Source organism: Pseudomonas sp. PWP3-1b2 (assembly GCF_049896045.1).
Lineage (GTDB): Bacteria > Pseudomonadota > Gammaproteobacteria > Pseudomonadales > Pseudomonadaceae > Aquipseudomonas > Aquipseudomonas antarctica_B.
In genome coordinates this window covers 22132-37836 of record NZ_JAFCTN010000042.1, presented here as the reverse complement: position 1 = coordinate 37836, position 15705 = coordinate 22132, and the positions used below count along the sequence as shown (strand labels likewise).

The window sequence follows — 15705 nt, the reverse complement described above, 5'->3', positions numbered from 1 at the left end:
AGCTGCAAAGCTGATGTGCAACATCTGGTAACGCCTCCACCAAGCGCCACCAAATGTGAGTCCTTATCATTTGCCTACTTTTTGCGAATGAGAGACCGCACCCATGTTGGCACCCAAGCGCCTCCTGACTGCCCTGGCACTCACCCTTATCGGCACCACCACCGTGCAGGCGGCCGACGAGGTCGTGGTCTACTCCTCGCGCATCGACGAACTGATCAAGCCGGTGTTCGACGCCTACACCAAAAAGACCGGCGTGCAGGTGAAGTTCATCACCGACAAGGAAGCCCCTCTGATGCAGCGCATCAAGGCCGAGGGCGAAAACGCCACTGCTGACCTGCTGCTGACCGTCGACGCCGGCAACCTCTGGCAGGCCGAGCAAATGGGCATCCTGCAACCGTTCACCTCCGAGGTGATCAACAAGAACATTCCCCTGCAATACCGCTCCTCGAAACATGCCTGGACCGGCTTGAGCCTGCGCGCACGAACCATCGCCTATTCCACCGACCGCGTGAAACCGGGTGACCTGACCACTTACGAAGCCCTGGCCGACAAACAATGGGAAGGCCGCCTGTGCCTGCGCACGGCGAAAAAAGTCTACAACCAATCGCTGACAGCCACCCTGATCGAAACCCATGGCGCGGCCAAAACCGAAGAAATCGTTAAGGGCTGGGTCAATAACCTGTCTACCGACGTGTTCTCCGATGACATCGCGGTTATCGAGGCCATCAATGCCGGGCAGTGCGACGTGGGCATCGTCAACACCTACTATTACGGCCGCCTGCACAAGCAGAAGCCGGACCTGGCAGTTAAGCTGTTCTGGCCGAACCAGGGCGACCGTGGCGTGCACGTGAACCTGTCGGGCATCGGCCTGACCAAATATGCACCGCACCCGGAAGCCGCCAAAGCATTGGTGGAGTGGATGACCACGCCTGAGGCGCAGAAGATCTTTGCTGATGTGAATCAGGAGTTCCCGGCCAACCCGGCGGTACCACCGTCGGCTGAAGTCGCGACCTGGGGCAAGTTTGTGGCGGATACCTTGCCGGTGGAAGTGGCGGGCAAGCGCCAGGCAGAAGCCATTCGCCTGATGGATCGCGCCGGCTGGAACTAAAAGCACAGCAAACACCAATGTGGGAGCTGGCTTGCCTGCGATGGCATCACCTCGGTATGACTGATACACCGAGCTGATGCCATCGCAGGCAAGCCAGCTCCCACCTTGATTTATGGCAACTTCAAGATACTTATTCACTGAGAAACAACATTGGCCCACCCCGCCCAACGCCGCTGGTACCTGCCGGTCTTCACCGTCGCCGCCCTGGTGCTGCTTCCGCTGAGCGTGCTGCTACTGTCCTGGCAAAGCATCGACGCGCAAATCTGGTCGCACCTCTGGGAAACCCAGATGCCGCGTCTGTTGGGCAATACCCTGACGCTGGTGCTTGGCGTCGGTGTGGGTGTGACGGTGTTGGGCGTAAGCCTGGCCTGGCTGACCAGCCTCTGCGAATTCCCTGGCCGGCGCTGGCTCGACTGGGCATTGATGCTGCCCTTCGCTATCCCGGCCTACGTGCTGGCTTTTGTGTTTGTCGGCCTGCTGGACTTTGCAGGCCCGGTGCAGACCCTGCTGCGTGAGTGGTTCGGTACAGGGCTGCGTTTGCCTCGCGTACGTTCCACCGCTGGCGTAGTGATTGTGTTGGTGCTGGTGTTCTATCCCTACGTTTACCTGCTGGCGCGCACCGCGTTTCTGGCGCAGGGCAAAGGCCTGATGGAAGCGGCGCGGGTACTCGGCCAATCGCCCTGGCAAGCGTTCTGGCGTGTGGCGCTGCCCATGGCGCGCCCCGCAATTGGCGCCGGCGTGGCGCTGGCCTTGATGGAAACCCTGGCCGATTTCGGCGCAGTCTCGGTGTTCAACTTCGACACCTTCACCACCGCCATCTACAAGACCTGGTACGGTTTCTTCAGCCTGTCGAGCGCTGCGCAGTTGGCCAGCCTGTTGCTGCTGGTGGTGATGCTGGTGCTCTACGGCGAGCGGCGCGCCCGCGGTGCCAGTCGCCCAAGCAATGAGCGGCCACGGGGCAAGGCACTTTATCACCTGCGTGGGTTCAAGGCGGCGGCAGCCAGTGGCTGGTGTGGTTTGGTATTCGCCTGCGCCTTTGTGATTCCGATGCTGCAGTTGGTCGTTTGGTTTTGGCAGCGCGGTCGGTTCGATCTGGATGAGCGCTACGCCGGCCTGATCGTCCACACCCTCTATCTGGGCGGTATCACGGCGCTGATCACGGTCAGCGTGGCGCTGATACTGGCCTTCGCCAACCGCCTGGCGCCGACCCGGGCGATTCGCTCGGGCATCAGCCTGGCCAATGTCGGCTATGCCTTGCCGGGCTCGGTGTTGGCGGTGTCGATCATGCTGGCATTCAGTTATCTCGACCGTGAACTGGTGGTGCCGCTGTCAGGCTTGCTGGGCGGCGCAGGTAAACCGTTGCTGTTGGGCAGCCTGTCGGCACTGGTGCTGGCCTATCTGGTGCGCTTTCTGGCGGTGGCCTATGGGCCGCTGGAAAACAGCCTGGCGCGAATCCGCCCATCGTTGCCGGAAGCGGCGCGCAGCCTGGGAGTGAGCGGGCCGCGACTGTTTTGCAAAGTGTATCTGCCATTGTTGTTGCCGGGCACCCTGAGCGCGGCGCTGCTGGTGTTTGTCGATGTGCTCAAGGAAATGCCCGCGACCTTGCTGATGCGCCCATTTGGCTGGGACACCCTGGCGGTACGCATCTTTGAAATGACCAGTGAAGGCGAGTGGGCGCGTGCGTCTTTGCCGGCGCTGACCCTGGTACTGGTCGGCCTGTTGCCAGTGATCGGGTTGATTCGACGCTCCGCGCGACCAATCGCTTAGGTGCCAGTCCTACGGCTTGCGGCTACAATGCGCGGCATTCGGTGCGCTTCGTCTTTCGGAGCGGGTCGCTGGGCGTTGCTGCAGGCCTTGTAATTCAAGGCATTCAGACGCAAACAGCAGCTCCGCGCACCTTCGCCACGCCCGGAAGGAGAAACCCATGGGACAGCGTACGCCTCTGTATGACCTGCATCTCGCCCTAGGCGCGAAAATGGTCGATTTTGGCGGTTGGGATATGCCTCTGCATTACGGCTCGCAAGTTGAAGAACACCACCAAGTGCGACGCGACTGCGGGGTGTTTGACGTATCTCATATGACCGTGATCGATGTCACAGGCCTTCAGGCCAAGGAATGGCTCCAGCACTTGCTGGCCAATGATGTCGATCGTTTGCATGGCTGCGGCCGTGCGCTTTACAGCGCCATGCTCAATGAGCAGGGCGGCGTGGTAGACGACATGATCGTCTATCGAACCGAAACCGGTTACCGGCTGGTGTTCAACGCCGCCACGCGCGATCAGGATATGGCCTGGATGCAGGCGCAACTGGGCGGCTACTCGGTACAGATGCTTGAGCGGTCCGAATTGGCCATGCTCGCCATCCAAGGCCCGCTTGCCCGGCAGAAAATCGCCGAGTTGGTCACCCAGTCTCGCGGCACCTTGATTCACCAGCTCAAGCCCTTTGAGGGCCAGACCGACGGCGACTGGTTTATCGCCCGCACGGGTTACACCGGCGAAGACGGCCTGGAAATTGTCCTGCCTGCCGATCAGGCCCCAGGTTTTTTCAACGACCTGGTCGGTGCCGGCATTTCACCCATTGGCCTCGGCGCCCGCGATACCTTGCGCCTGGAAGCCGGCATGAACCTGTACGGCCAGGATATCCACCAGGACGTTTCACCGCTTGCGGCCAATATGGCCTGGAGCATTGCCTGGGAGCCCGCCGAACGCAACTTCATCGGCCGCGCCGCGCTGGAAGCGGAAAAAGCGGCGGGTGTGCAGTTCAAATTGGTCGGGCTGGTACTGGAAGAACGCGGGGTTTTACGCGCTCATCAGGTGGTTCGTATCGCCAATGTTGGCGAAGGGGAGATAACCAGTGGTAGTTTCTCTCCTACGCTGAGCAAATCCATTGCCCTGGCGCGCGTACCGACGGCGACTGCCGACCGGGCCGAAGTGGAAATCCGCGGCAAGTGGTACCCGGTTCGAGTGGTCAAACCGACCTTCGTGCGCCATGGCAAAACCTTGATCTAACACAGTTCCGGCAGGCCAAAGGCCGCTGACATTTCTTCTTGAGGACACAGACTATGAGCAATATCCCTGCCGACCTGCGTTTTGCCGAAAGTCACGAATGGGCCCGTCTGGAAGCTGACGGTACCGTGACCGTCGGTATCTCCGACCATGCCCAGGAAGCCTTGGGTGACGTGGTGTTTGTTGAGTTGGCTGAAGTCGGCGCTCAGTTTGAGGCGCAAGGCCAGGCGGGTGTGGTTGAGTCGGTGAAGGCTGCTTCGGATATCTATGCGCCAATTGCTGGCGAAGTAATCGCTGTCAACGAGGAACTGAGCGGTAGCCCTGAGCTGCTGAACTCCGACCCGTACGGTGCCTGGATCTTCAAACTCAAGCCAAGCAGCCCTGCTGACCTTGAAAAGCTGCTGGATGCCGCTGGCTACAAAGCCGCCATCGGCGAATAAACGCAGACAGCAGTATCAGCACAAACCAATGTGGGAGCTGGCAAGCCAGCTCCCACAGTTGATTGGGTTTACTCAGGTTTCAGTACAGCTTTAACTGCCGCTACAGACCGCTCCACATCCGCCTCTGTCATGGCCGTGAACATCGGCAACGACACGATCAAACGCCCAACCTTTTCCGCCACAGGGAACATGCCTTCCTTAAACCCTTGTGCCCGATACAGGCTCAGCAAGTGGATCGGCGGGTAGTGATAGCCAATGCCGACGCCGTGGGCCTGCATCTGCTCCATGAATGTCGCGCGTGCTGGCAGGCCATCCTGACGTTCCGGCAGCACCAACTGGAACAAGTGCCAGTTACTGTTTTCGAAATCTGCCGGCGGCAGTTGCGCGCCGTATTGCGCTTCAAAGTCACTGCCGAAGCACTTGAAGTAGTGCCTTGCCAGGTTCTGGCGGTGTGCAGTGATCTTCTCGATATGCGCAAATTGCCCCAGGCCAATGGCCGCAGCGATATCGGTCATGTTGAACTTGCCGCCTAACACATCCACATCCAGGCCGTCGAAGCCTGTACGAGTAACGCCTTGCAGGCGATATTTTTCGGCCAGGCGTGCTTCCTCGGCGTTGTTCAACACCAGGCAACCGCCTTCGGACGACGTGATGTTCTTGTTGGCCTGGAAGCTGAACGACACGAAGTCACCCGTAGCGCCGATGCGTTCACCATTCCAGCTGGAGCCCAGGGCCTGAGCGGCGTCTTCGACGATGCGCAGGTTGTACTTGTTGGCCAGTGCGTAAAGCATCGGCATGTCCAGTGGCAAGCCAGCCAGGTACACCGGGATGATGGCTTTGGTACGCGGGGTGATTGCGGCTTCGACCTGGGCCAGATCAATGTTGCGAGTGACCGGGTCGATATCGGCAAACACCGGCGTCGCGCCGACTTCCAGAATCACGTTGGCCGTTGCGACCCAGGAGATCGGCGTGGTGATTACTTCATCCCCAGGACCGATGCCGGCGATGCGCAACGCGATCTCCATGGTGCATGTGCCGGAGTTGAACGTGCGCACCGGACGGCCGCCAAAGTATTCCGACAGCTGTGCTTCGAACGCCTGCACTTTTGGCCCGCTGGTAATCCAGCCCGAGCGCAGTACATCGCCGACCGCCGAGATGGTGGCCTCATCAATGGTAGGTTTGGAGAACGGCAGAAAAGGCTGTTGGCTCATGACGACGAAGGCATCCGTTTCAGTTAGGCGATGAGTGTTAAACGTATCAGTACCGCATGGTTGCACGGCTCGACTGAATATAGCCTGTCGCCCGTGAATGAATCGTCATATTGCGGGCAAAAAAATGCCGCTTTATCAGCGGCATTTTTTATGGGCCGAGTATTACTCGGTGACAGCATTTTTCGCGAGAATGGCGTTGGCCAGTTCCATATCCGTGGCCTGCAGGCCAGGGTTGTCGGCGCGGACTTTCTGCATGGCAGCTTCAAGGTACGGGCCGCGGATGCCGCCGTCGCTGGCGACAAAACTGCCCGCGTCGTCCTGGGCGGCAACCACCATCTTGTGATCCTTGAAGGTCAGGTACGTCGAGCCGGTGGTGGCGCCCGACGAAATGACATTGCGCCAGAAGCTGTCGGCCATCGCTGAACCGACAGGGAGGGAAAGCACAGCAAGGGTTGCGACAGCATATTTGAGACGCATGATGGGTGACTCCGGGTGGGTTATCTGTACGTTATGATTGTAGTTAACCCAATCGAGTTCAATCCTGACTAAACAGTTTCGACTTGCAAAATGACCCCAGCCTGCCCAATTACGCGGACTTGGGCGCCTACAGGGCTGTCTGGCCCCGTCGCCATCCACACGCCATCACCGACTTTTATCTTGCCCCGACCATCAACGATCGCCTGATGTACCACAAAAGTGCGCCCGATTAACTCGGAGCCGCGCATGTTCAAACCGGGTTGGTCGCTGACCTTCGCGCTGCTGCGCTGGCGCCTCCACCAGTACACCGCTGTGAGGATCGACAACAGGGCGAACAGCAGCAGTTGCCATTCCAGCCCGAGTGGCGGCACCAGGAATTTAATGACGCCCACGGCTGCTGCGGCGATGCCCATCCACAACAGGTAACCACCGGCGCCGAACACTTCAAGAATCAACAGCACCGTACCCAGTGCCAGCCAATCCCAGAACGACAGATGCTGCAGGAATTCCCACATGGCGACTGCCTCAGCCTTTCTTGTTGTCGAAGGTGGCCTTGACGATCTCGCCGATGCCACCAATGGAGCCAATCATCTGACTCGCTTCCAGCGGCATCAGGATGACCTTGCTGTTGTTGGCGGAAGCGAGTTTGCCCAGGGCATCGATGTATTTTTGCGCGACGAAGTAGTTGACCGCCTGAACGTTACCCGACGCGATGGCCTCGGAAACCACTTTGGTGGCACGCGCCTCTGCTTCGGCTTGGCGCTCACGGGCTTCGGATTCAAGGAACGCCGCCTGACGGCTACCTTCAGCTTCAAGGATCTGCGCCTGTTTCTTGCCCTCGGCCGTCAGGATCGCCGACGCTCTCAGGCCTTCGGCCTCGAGGATTTGCGCGCGTTTGATGCGCTCGGCTTTCATCTGGCCGGACATGGCAGCCATCAGGTCGGCAGGCGGGCTGATGTCCTTGATTTCGATGCGGGTGATCTTGATGCCCCACGGCGCCGTGGCTTCATCGACGGTGCGCAGCAGTTTTTCGTTAATACCGTCACGCTGGCTCAACATGGCATCCAGCTCCATGGAACCGAGCACGGTGCGGATATTGGTTTGCAGCAGGTTGCGGATGGCGTGTTCGAGGTTGTTCACCTCATAGGCAGCCTGGGCGGTGTTGACCACCTGGAAGAAGCACACGGCGTCGATCTGCACGGTGGCGTTGTCGGCGGTGATGACTTCCTGAGGCGGAATATCCAGCACGCTTTCCATTACGTTGATCTTGCGACCGATGCGGTCCATGACCGGAATGATGATGTTGAGGCCGGGCTTGAGGGTGTTGGTATAGCGGCCAAAACGCTCGACGGTCCATTGGTAGCCCTGAGGCACCACCTTGAAGCCCATGAACAGGATGGCCACGGCCAACCCAACGAAAAGAAGCAGTACGGTTCCGATCTGCATAGCGATTCCCTATCTGATGGTGTCAGTGAAACGACGTTCGCCCGAGTGTAACGGTCTGGTCAGGGATAAGAACGGTTTCATGGCCCAACGACCAAAGCATTTGTTTCTGAATCCCCAGGTGTCACCCGTAATACCTCTGCCATGGTTGTCAGCCCTGCATGCACTTTGCTGATCCCGGCGGCTCGCAGGCCGCACATACCGTTCTCCCGCGCCGCATGGCGTAACGCCTGCGCATCCGCACCGGGGATGATCAGCGCCTTGAGCGCCTCGTCGACCACCATGATTTCGTAGAGCCCGGCGCGGCCTCGATAGCCACTGTCACGACACTCGTTGCAACCGATAGCCTCGTGGACAGTTCCCAGCGCATCCACCACGCGTTTGCAGTGAGGGCACAAAAGCCGCACCAGACGCTGCGCCATCACGCCTATCAGCGTCGCTTTGATCAAATAATGTGCAATGCCCAGTTCCTGCAAACGGCTGATCGCTCCGGGCGCATCGTTGGTGTGCAGGGTCGACAGCACCAGGTGGCCGGTCAACGCAGCCTGGATCGCCATTTCAGCGGTTTCCTGGTCGCGAATCTCGCCGATCATAATGATGTCCGGGTCTTGCCGTAACAGTGCGCGAATGCCGCTGGCGAAGGTCAGGTCGATGTTGTGCTGTACCTGCATCTGGTTGAAGGCGGGCTCGACCATTTCAATCGGGTCTTCCACCGTGCACAGGTTCACCTCTCGGGTCGCCAATTGCTTGAGTGTGGTGTAGAGGGTGCTGGTTTTGCCCGAACCGGTCGGCCCGGTGACCAGGATGATGCCGTTGCTGTGACGGGTCATGGCATGCCAGCGCTGCTGGTCGTCAGCGGACAGCCCCAGCTGGTCAAAATCCTTGAGCAACACCTGTGGGTCGAAAATTCGCATCACCAGTTTCTCGCCAAATACCGTCGGCAAAGTGGAGAGGCGCAGTTCCACTTCGACGCCGAAAGGGCTCTTGGTCTTGACCCGGCCGTCCTGGGGTTTGCGTTTTTCCGCCACATTCATCCGGCCCAGGCTTTTCAGGCGGCTGACAACCGCCATCGTGACCTGGGGTGGAAACTGGTAAACGTCGTGCAGCAGCCCATCAATGCGAAAACGCACGCGGCCCTGATCACGACACGGTTCGATATGGATATCACTGGCCCGCTGGCCGAAGGCGTACTGCAATAGCCAGTCGACAATGTTGACGATATGCGCGTCATTGGCATCCGGCTCCTTATCGCTGGCGCCGCGGTTGAGCAGTTCGGGATGGCCCGGTGGCGCGGCCTTTCGATCAGCACCGCTGACCGACTTGGCCAGCCGATAGAACTCGTCGGTACAACGCTGAATGTCCTGTGGGTTGGCAACCACGCGGGTAATCGAGCGTTTGAGCACCTGCGCCAACCCGCTTTCCCAGCCGGTGATGTAGGGCTGTGCGCTGGCGACGGTAACGGTTTGCGCATCCACCGCTACCGCAAGAATGGCATGGCGCTGCGCGAACGCTTGGGACATCAGGGGCACGACCGCCGCCGCGTCGATCTTCAGCGGGTCGATGCGCAGATAGGGCTGCCCGGCATCACGGGCAAGCCATTGCATCAGCGTTTCCAGGCAAGGCCCCTCGGCCGCTATGCATTCCAGAGGGTGCAGGGTTGAGACGACCGTCGACAACCGGCGCGCCAAATCCGCCGCAATCAACCCTTGCTCGACCAATACAGGCAGCAATTGTTGCAGGTCCAGTCGACGATCTGGCAAGGCGGCGGGCATTTGGAATTCCTGAGCAGCATGGGTGTGATCCCAGGCTAGCTACCTCCCGTCATTCCTCCTCCCGGCGTGTATTGCAGGCTTTTACCGAGCGACGGCCATTACCGCCTCAGGCCGCGCAGCATCAGCCGGCCACAGGTCCAGCGAGCACACGGTAATCAGGTTTCGAATCTTTTCACCGATCACCTGGGCGCGGTGCCAGCTCAATCCGTCCATCACGATATCAATGTTCAACAGGTCATCGTCGCGGTTCACGCAGACCTGCCGGGGCGTCAGAAACTGCAGGGCAAAATAGTTAAGCACTCGGCACAAAACATCCGGTTCTGCCTCGGCGACGATCCGATAATGCGCCTGACAATGGGGGTTGGTGACGGCCCATGCATCGACGCGGGAGGCGGGTTGTGCGGTTTCTACGGCGTGCATGCTGACTCTCCAGATTCGACTGAAGAAATTTTTACATTCGCCAGGGGAGATTTCTTACCTAAGATGGGCTTGATTGGCGAATAATCGAATCAAACAATTCAAAATAATCACGATAAAAGGTAATTTTATGCACAGTGAGTTGGACGTCTACGACCGCCGTATTCTGGCCCTGCTGCAAGAAGACGCCTCGCTCTCCAGTGCGCAGATCGCCGAGCAGGTCGGGCTGTCGCAGTCGCCCTGCTGGCGGCGCATCCAGCGGCTCAAGGAGGAAGGCGTGATTCGCGGGCAGGTCACCCTGCTGGACCGCAAGAAAATTGGCCTCAACACGCAGATTTTTGCCGAGATCAAACTCAACGCCCACGGGCGATCGAACTTCACGGAATTCACCGACGCGATTCGCGGGTTTCCGGAGGTGCTGGAGTGTTATGTGCTGATGGGGTCGGTGGATTTTTTGCTGCGGATTGTTACGTCGGACATCGAGGCGTACGAGCGGTTTTTCTTTGAGAAGTTGTCGATGGTGCCGGGGATTCAGGAGGTGAATTCGATTGTGGCGTTGTCGGAGATCAAGTCCACCACCAGTCTGCCAGTATTGCGCTGACAGTGTGGGAGCGGGCTTGCTCGCGAAAGCGTAGTGTCAGTCACTGAATGTGTGTCTGATCCACCGCTTTCGCGAGCAAGCCCGCTCCCACATTTTGACCGAGGCGTCAGTTGGATTACAGACGCAGCAAAGTCTTCCAGGCGCGGTTCTGATAAACCGCAATCGCCTGATGCATCCGCGCATCCAGCGACTCATCGGTGATCGGCTGGTTGGCCAGTTGCGCCAACTTGTTCAGCTCGCCGTACAGACGGTCCAGCTCCGGGATGTCCACCACCTGACGTGCATGGTGCAGCCACGCCTGAATACGCTCGATGCGCGGCAGTTGCTCAGCCAAATCTTCCGGCTGCTGCTGGTAGCGCTGCAGTTGCAGGGCGACGGCGTCGTCGGCCAGCAGGCGCGGCAGCCAGTTGGTGATTTGCGCGGCGCCCTGGCGGTTGCCACGCACATTGCGATCGGCGGTCCAGGTGCGGGCCAGCAACCAGCGCGAAGCGTTCAGTGAGAACAAGCCCCAACGCACGTCGTCCAATTCTTCGATGAACTGTTCCGGCGCGGCTTTGCGGATGTCTTCATCGTCGTCGCCGGCTTGTACCAGCGGGCGCCAGTCTTCCAACAAGGCATCGAGTGCGCTGCGCAGTTCACTGGTGGATTGACGCGGTGCGGCCTGGCCCAGGCTGCCGATCAGAGCGCGCAATTCGCCAAGGTTGTCGACCCAATCCTGCAGCAGGCGCCAGTGGCCGTTGAACCGATACTGTTCGGCCAGGCGCTGGCTGCTGCCGAGCAAGTGCCACATGATCGCGGCGAAGGTATCGTCCAACGGCATTTCGGCGTGAACATCGGGTGCCGGCAGGCTCAGGGAGTAGCTGCTGGCGTCGTACAGGCGGTAGCCGCGCTCGGCCTTGCTGATATCGCACGGCATCAGCGCGAGGGTCGCGGCCAATTCGGCGGCGAGTTCCAGCAGGGCAGCCGGCTCACCTTCACGCAGCTCCAGCTCCAGCTCGCAGATTTCTTCTTTCTGCTTGCCGACCACCACATGGCCCAGGTCCAAAGCGGCTTCGATCACCACCTTGGCCTTGCCACGGCCCCAGGCGATTTCGGCGCGTTCACGCACAAAGTCGGTGGTGAAGATTGGCTTGAGGGTCTTTTTGTCCAGCTCGGCCAGTTGCTCGGGCCAGCATTCGCCGTCGAGCTTCTTCACGTCGAGCTTGGCTTTGGCCAGGTCCCAGTTGTACTCGTTACGTTCCGACAAGCCGGCGATGCTTTGGCCGCGGGTCTTGAGGGTCTGGATGATCTCGTCACCGTCCTTGCGCAGGCGCAGGGCGACTTTGGCCTGGGCCAGGTCGCGCTCGGGGGTGTCGAAGTACTGGTTCATCAACTCACGGCGTTCCCAGCCACTTTTGTTACGTTTTTTCAGTAGCGGGTGCTCACGCAGCGCGGCGAGTGTTTCGCGGCTGACGCGGAGCTTGATTTCGGTTTCTTTCTGCATGGCCGGAAAATCCAGGATCGGGAGCGCAGCCGGGAAAAAGAGTGGCTGCCAAGGTCGTGCAGTGTACAGGACTGAGCCCGGCAACGTGCCGCAACGGTTTATTGTGTCGTGCAGATGGCTCTATAGTGGGGCTCATCCGTGAAGTTGAGAGACCGCGCATGCCATTACCGTCCATGAAAGAGCAGTTCGCCGCATTGATTGCCGCGCCTTCGGTCAGTTGCACCCAAGCGTCTCTCGACCAGACCAACCGCCCGGTGATTGATTTGCTCGCCAGTTGGCTGGGCGATTTGGGTTTCGCCATCGACATTCAACAAGTCAGCCCCGGCAAATTCAACCTGTTGGCGAGTTTCGGCAGCGGCCCCGGCGGGCTGGTGCTGGCGGGGCATAGCGATACCGTTCCGTATGACGCCGCGTTGTGGAAGACCGATCCGCTTAAATTGACGGAAGTCGACGGCCGCTGGGTAGGACTGGGCAGCTGCGACATGAAGGGTTTTTTCGCGCTGGCGATTGAAGCTGTGTTGCCGTTGCTGGACCAACCGTTCAAGCAACCGCTGCTGATTCTTGCTACCTGCGATGAAGAAAGCTCGATGTCCGGCGCCCGTGCGCTGGCCGAAGCGGGGCGCCCGCTGGGCCGCGCCGCAGTCATCGGCGAGCCGACCGGGCTCAAGCCGATTCGCCTGCACAAAGGCGTGATGATGGAGCGCATCGACATTCTCGGCCAAAGCGGCCATTCATCGGATCCAAGCCTGGGCCACAGCGCCCTTGAAGCCATGCACGACGCCATCGGCGAACTGCGCGGCCTGCGCCTGGCCTGGCAGCGCGAGTACCGCAACCCGCAATTCAGCGTGCCGCAACCGACCATGAACTTCGGCTGCATCCATGGCGGCGATAACCCCAACCGCATCTGCGGCCAGTGCTCCCTGGAGTTCGACCTGCGGCCCTTGCCGGGCATGGACCCACAGGTGCTGCGCAACGCCATTCGCCAGAAGCTCGAACCCTTGGCCGAACGGCACAAAGTGAAGATTGATTACGCTCCGCTGTTCCCCGAAGTGCCGCCGTTTGAGCAAGCTGAAGACGCCGAGCTGGTGCGAGTTGCACAACGATTGACCGGTCATCGTGCCGAAGCAGTAGCGTTCGGCACCGAAGCGCCTTATCTTCAGCGCCTCGGTTGCGAAACCCTGGTGTTAGGCCCTGGCGATATCGCCTGCGCCCATCAGCCGGGCGAGTACCTCGAAATGTCACGGTTGACGCCTACAGTGCGTCTATTGCGCGAACTGATTGAGCATTACTGCCTGAAACCCGCGTAAATTAACCCCTGCCCATTCGTACATAGAAGGAGAGCGAGCGTGTCGCCAAGCCTGTTCCGACGATAACCATCAGCCCGTTGTGCGCTTTCACGAATCATCCTTTTTCGGCTGCTTTTTATTACAGGCCCAGGTTTTATGCCCGAATACGTTAATTGGCTTCGTCACGCTTCGCCCTACATCAATGCTCACCGGGACTGCACCTTTGTGGTCATGCTGCCCGGCGACGGTGTGGAACACCCCAACTTCGGCAATATCGTCCACGACCTGGTGCTGCTGCACAGCCTGGGTGTGCGGCTGGTACTGGTCCACGGTTCGCGCCCTCAAATTGAAGCCCGTCTTGAAGCGCGCGGCTTGACCCCGGTTTACCACGAAGGCATGCGCATCACCGATGCCGCGACGCTGGAGTGTGTGATCGACGCCGTCGGCCACTTGCGTATCGCCATTGAAGCGCGCTTGTCCATGGACATGGCGTCCTCGCCGATGCAGGGTTCGCGCCTGCGTGTGACCAGCGGCAACCTGGTGACGGCGCGCCCGATCGGCGTGCTCGGGGGCGTGGACTATCACCATACCGGCGAAGTGCGCCGCGTTGATCGCAAAGGCATCAACCGCCTGTTGGACGAGCGCTCCATCGTACTGCTGTCGCCGCTGGGCTATTCGCCTACCGGTGAAATCTTCAACCTGGCCTGCGAAGACGTCGCCACCCGCGCCGCCATCGACCTGGGCGCCGACAAGCTGCTGCTGTTTGGCGCCGACCTCGGCCTGATTGATGAACATGGCCGACTGGTGCGTGAACTGCGCCCGCAACAAGTGCCGGCACACCTGTTGCGCCTGGGCAGCAACTACCAGGCGGAACTGTTGGACGCTGCCGCCGAGGCTTGCCGTGGCGGGGTAGGGCGCAGCCACATCGTGAGTTATGCCGAAGACGGCGCCTTGCTCACCGAACTGTTCACCCGGGACGGCGGCGGTACGCTGGTGGCCCAGGAGCAATTCGAACTGGTGCGCGAGGCGGCGATTGAAGACGTCGGAGGTTTGCTTGACCTGATCAGCCCATTGGAAGAGCAGGGCATTCTGGTACGCCGTTCGCGGGAAGTGCTGGAGCGCGAGGTCGAGCAGTTCAGCGTGGTCGAACGCGAAGGCATGATCATCGCCTGCGCGGCGCTGTACCAGATCGCTGATTCGGACGCCGGTGAGTTGGCGTGCCTGGCGGTAAACCCGGAGTACCGTCACGGCGGGCGCGGTGATGAGTTGCTGGAACGTATCGAAACGCGCGCGCGGGCGCAGGGGTTAAAGACGTTGTTCGTGCTGACTACCCGCACCGCCCACTGGTTCCGGGAGCGTGGTTTTGTGCCGAGCAGCGTGGATCGCCTGCCATCGGCGCGGGCGTCGCTGTACAACTATCAGCGTAATTCGAAAATCTTCGAGAAGGCGCTTTAACCCCAATTTAGTTATCTAATACAAAGCGGGCTTCTGTGGGAGCTGGCTTGCCTGCGATAGCATCACCTCGGTGTTACTGAAAAACCGGGGTGTCAGCATCGCAGGCAAGCCAGCTCCCACAGTTGATTGCATTTATTGGCGGATAAATTTGTTGGTCACAACGGCCGAGTAATCCGGCAACACCGTCTCCCCAATCGCTTTCGCCGTGCCGCCTTTAAGCAGCGCATCGGTTTGCTGTGCCTGAGCATTCGGGAACGTGATGCCCGCCAACAGTTCGGCACTGGAACCTGTCAATTTGGCGATTTTCTGCACGGGCTCCGAATCCACCGTCCAGCTGTCTTTGCGCGCGGCATAGTCGGCAAAAAAATCCAGCGTGACATTGGCAAACCTGGCAACCACGTCAGGATGTTTTTCCGCAAAATCCTTGCGCACCACCAAGGCTTCAGAAGTACTGATCTGCGCCGATACGATAAACGCCATGATCGGTAGAGTGCGTGAAGCCGCCGTTGCGAGGGGCTGGAACCCAGGTTGTCGAGTTGCATGTCGCCGGAGACGATGGCGGTGACTACCTTCGGCCCACTGTTGAACCGGCGGCTCTGACACCAAAAGAAAGAATTAGTGACACAAAAACTGTAACAATTTGACGGGAGGATGTGCCACTGGCCATGATGGCGTCGCCTTTTTGATCGTGGGTGACGTATGCAACAGTACGGCCACACTAATCGATCTAAAAAAAGGCGAGTAAATACCGTTCAGGTATTAGCTTATGGTGCGCGTAGGTCCACGCTGACCCGTTCGTGCCGTGTAAATGCTTATTCCTGAATCGTATGAAAAAGGATGAAACAATTCTTTTTGGGTGTATGAAAAACTCATTACCCTGCAGGGACCAAATCAACTGCGATTAGACCAAGGTAGTAGACAAACGAAGTTACGATTGACTTGGTAGTCACTATCTGGCGCTAATCGCGCATCTGTGGATCCAGGGCGTCAGACCCGGGACCTAAGAAA

General features: G+C 59.4%; 14 protein-coding genes and 1 pseudogene. 7 read left to right on the top strand and 8 right to left on the bottom strand.

Going from position 1 to position 15705, the window contains the following annotated elements:
* Nucleotides 1–103: 103 nt before the first annotated feature.
* The 4 genes from ACP7A2_RS22240 to gcvH all read left to right on the top strand — a co-directional run bounded on the left by ACP7A2_RS22240 (nucleotide 104) and on the right by gcvH (nucleotide 4552).
* The gene (locus ACP7A2_RS22240) at nucleotides 104–1108 is read left to right on the top strand and encodes an extracellular solute-binding protein (protein WP_426135970.1); all 1005 of its coding nucleotides are present in this window, start codon (nucleotides 104–106) and stop codon (nucleotides 1106–1108) included.
* A gap of 150 nt (nucleotides 1109–1258) precedes the next feature.
* The gene (locus tag ACP7A2_RS22235) at nucleotides 1259–2875 is read left to right on the top strand and encodes an ABC transporter permease (RefSeq protein WP_426135969.1); all 1617 of its coding nucleotides are present in this window, start codon (nucleotides 1259–1261) and stop codon (nucleotides 2873–2875) included.
* A 157-nt stretch (nucleotides 2876–3032) separates the two neighbouring features.
* Nucleotides 3033–4115, top strand: coding sequence for a glycine cleavage system aminomethyltransferase GcvT (gene gcvT / locus ACP7A2_RS22230; RefSeq protein ID WP_426135968.1), 1083 nt, complete (start codon nucleotides 3033–3035; stop codon nucleotides 4113–4115).
* Nucleotides 4116–4168: 53 nt separating this feature from the next.
* The gene (gcvH, locus tag ACP7A2_RS22225) at nucleotides 4169–4552 is read left to right on the top strand and encodes a glycine cleavage system protein GcvH (protein ID WP_426135967.1); all 384 of its coding nucleotides are present in this window, start codon (nucleotides 4169–4171) and stop codon (nucleotides 4550–4552) included.
* 68 nt (nucleotides 4553–4620) lie between these two features.
* Here the strand turns inward: gcvH and ACP7A2_RS22220 are convergent, their stop codons facing one another.
* From ACP7A2_RS22220 to ACP7A2_RS22195, 6 genes are all read right to left on the bottom strand, one after another.
* Nucleotides 4621–5763, bottom strand: coding sequence for a DegT/DnrJ/EryC1/StrS family aminotransferase (locus ACP7A2_RS22220; RefSeq protein WP_426135966.1), 1143 nt, complete (start codon nucleotides 5761–5763; stop codon nucleotides 4621–4623).
* Nucleotides 5764–5925: 162 nt separating this feature from the next.
* Nucleotides 5926–6240: a DUF2388 domain-containing protein gene (locus ACP7A2_RS22215; protein WP_057723397.1), complete on the bottom strand. Its 315-nt coding sequence runs from the start codon at nucleotides 6238–6240 to the stop codon at nucleotides 5926–5928.
* Between the two features lie 68 nt (nucleotides 6241–6308).
* Nucleotides 6309–6755 carry an NfeD family protein gene (locus ACP7A2_RS22210; protein WP_348062318.1) on the bottom strand — a complete coding sequence of 149 codons (447 nt, stop codon included), beginning with the start codon at nucleotides 6753–6755 and terminating at the stop codon, nucleotides 6309–6311.
* A gap of 10 nt (nucleotides 6756–6765) precedes the next feature.
* Nucleotides 6766–7686 carry an SPFH domain-containing protein gene (locus ACP7A2_RS22205; RefSeq protein WP_078739672.1) on the bottom strand — a complete coding sequence of 307 codons (921 nt, stop codon included), beginning with the start codon at nucleotides 7684–7686 and terminating at the stop codon, nucleotides 6766–6768.
* Nucleotides 7687–7763: 77 nt separating this feature from the next.
* Nucleotides 7764–9455, bottom strand: coding sequence for a GspE/PulE family protein (locus ACP7A2_RS22200; RefSeq protein WP_426135965.1), 1692 nt, complete (start codon nucleotides 9453–9455; stop codon nucleotides 7764–7766).
* Between the two features lie 81 nt (nucleotides 9456–9536).
* Entirely contained in the window at nucleotides 9537–9875 is a 339-nt protein-coding gene (locus ACP7A2_RS22195) for a hypothetical protein (RefSeq protein WP_426135964.1), read from the bottom strand.
* A 127-nt stretch (nucleotides 9876–10002) separates the two neighbouring features.
* Here ACP7A2_RS22195 and ACP7A2_RS22190 point away from each other — a divergent pair, with 127 nt between their 5' ends.
* Nucleotides 10003–10473 carry an Lrp/AsnC family transcriptional regulator gene (locus ACP7A2_RS22190; protein ID WP_426135963.1) on the top strand — a complete coding sequence of 157 codons (471 nt, stop codon included), beginning with the start codon at nucleotides 10003–10005 and terminating at the stop codon, nucleotides 10471–10473.
* A gap of 115 nt (nucleotides 10474–10588) precedes the next feature.
* On the opposite strand, the gene ACP7A2_RS22185 is transcribed toward ACP7A2_RS22190, so the two are convergent.
* Entirely contained in the window at nucleotides 10589–11956 is a 1368-nt protein-coding gene (locus tag ACP7A2_RS22185; RefSeq protein ID WP_426135962.1) for an inorganic triphosphatase, read from the bottom strand.
* A gap of 158 nt (nucleotides 11957–12114) precedes the next feature.
* On the opposite strand from ACP7A2_RS22185, the gene argE reads away from it, so the two are divergent.
* Both argE and argA read left to right on the top strand, forming a co-directional pair.
* Nucleotides 12115–13263 carry an acetylornithine deacetylase gene (argE, locus tag ACP7A2_RS22180; RefSeq protein ID WP_426135961.1) on the top strand — a complete coding sequence of 383 codons (1149 nt, stop codon included), beginning with the start codon at nucleotides 12115–12117 and terminating at the stop codon, nucleotides 13261–13263.
* Nucleotides 13264–13398: 135 nt separating this feature from the next.
* Nucleotides 13399–14697 (top strand): amino-acid N-acetyltransferase, encoded by a 1299-nt coding sequence (gene argA, locus ACP7A2_RS22175; RefSeq protein WP_426135960.1) that lies wholly within the window; start codon nucleotides 13399–13401, stop codon nucleotides 14695–14697.
* 132 nt (nucleotides 14698–14829) lie between these two features.
* Here the strand turns inward: argA and ACP7A2_RS22170 are convergent.
* A pseudogene (locus ACP7A2_RS22170) lies at nucleotides 14830–15364 on the bottom strand (hypothetical protein).
* Between the last annotated feature and the right edge of the window lie 341 nt (nucleotides 15365–15705).

Coding starts and splice junctions, on each gene's coding strand:
- ACP7A2_RS22240 (WP_426135970.1), top strand. CDS start 104: ATGTTGGCACCCAAGCGCCTCCTGACTGCCCTGGCACTCACCCTTATC.
- gcvT (WP_426135968.1), top strand. CDS start 3,033: ATGGGACAGCGTACGCCTCTGTATGACCTGCATCTCGCCCTAGGCGCG.
- gcvH (WP_426135967.1), top strand. CDS start 4,169: ATGAGCAATATCCCTGCCGACCTGCGTTTTGCCGAAAGTCACGAATGG.
- ACP7A2_RS22220 (WP_426135966.1), bottom strand. CDS start 5,763: ATGAGCCAACAGCCTTTTCTGCCGTTCTCCAAACCTACCATTGATGAG.
- ACP7A2_RS22215 (WP_057723397.1), bottom strand. CDS start 6,240: ATGCGTCTCAAATATGCTGTCGCAACCCTTGCTGTGCTTTCCCTCCCT.
- ACP7A2_RS22210 (WP_348062318.1), bottom strand. CDS start 6,755: ATGTGGGAATTCCTGCAGCATCTGTCGTTCTGGGATTGGCTGGCACTG.
- ACP7A2_RS22205 (WP_078739672.1), bottom strand. CDS start 7,686: ATGCAGATCGGAACCGTACTGCTTCTTTTCGTTGGGTTGGCCGTGGCC.
- ACP7A2_RS22200 (WP_426135965.1), bottom strand. CDS start 9,455: ATGCCCGCCGCCTTGCCAGATCGTCGACTGGACCTGCAACAATTGCTG.
- ACP7A2_RS22195 (WP_426135964.1), bottom strand. CDS start 9,875: ATGCACGCCGTAGAAACCGCACAACCCGCCTCCCGCGTCGATGCATGG.
- ACP7A2_RS22190 (WP_426135963.1), top strand. CDS start 10,003: ATGCACAGTGAGTTGGACGTCTACGACCGCCGTATTCTGGCCCTGCTG.
- ACP7A2_RS22185 (WP_426135962.1), bottom strand. CDS start 11,956: ATGCAGAAAGAAACCGAAATCAAGCTCCGCGTCAGCCGCGAAACACTC.
- argE (WP_426135961.1), top strand. CDS start 12,115: ATGCCATTACCGTCCATGAAAGAGCAGTTCGCCGCATTGATTGCCGCG.
- argA (WP_426135960.1), top strand. CDS start 13,399: ATGCCCGAATACGTTAATTGGCTTCGTCACGCTTCGCCCTACATCAAT.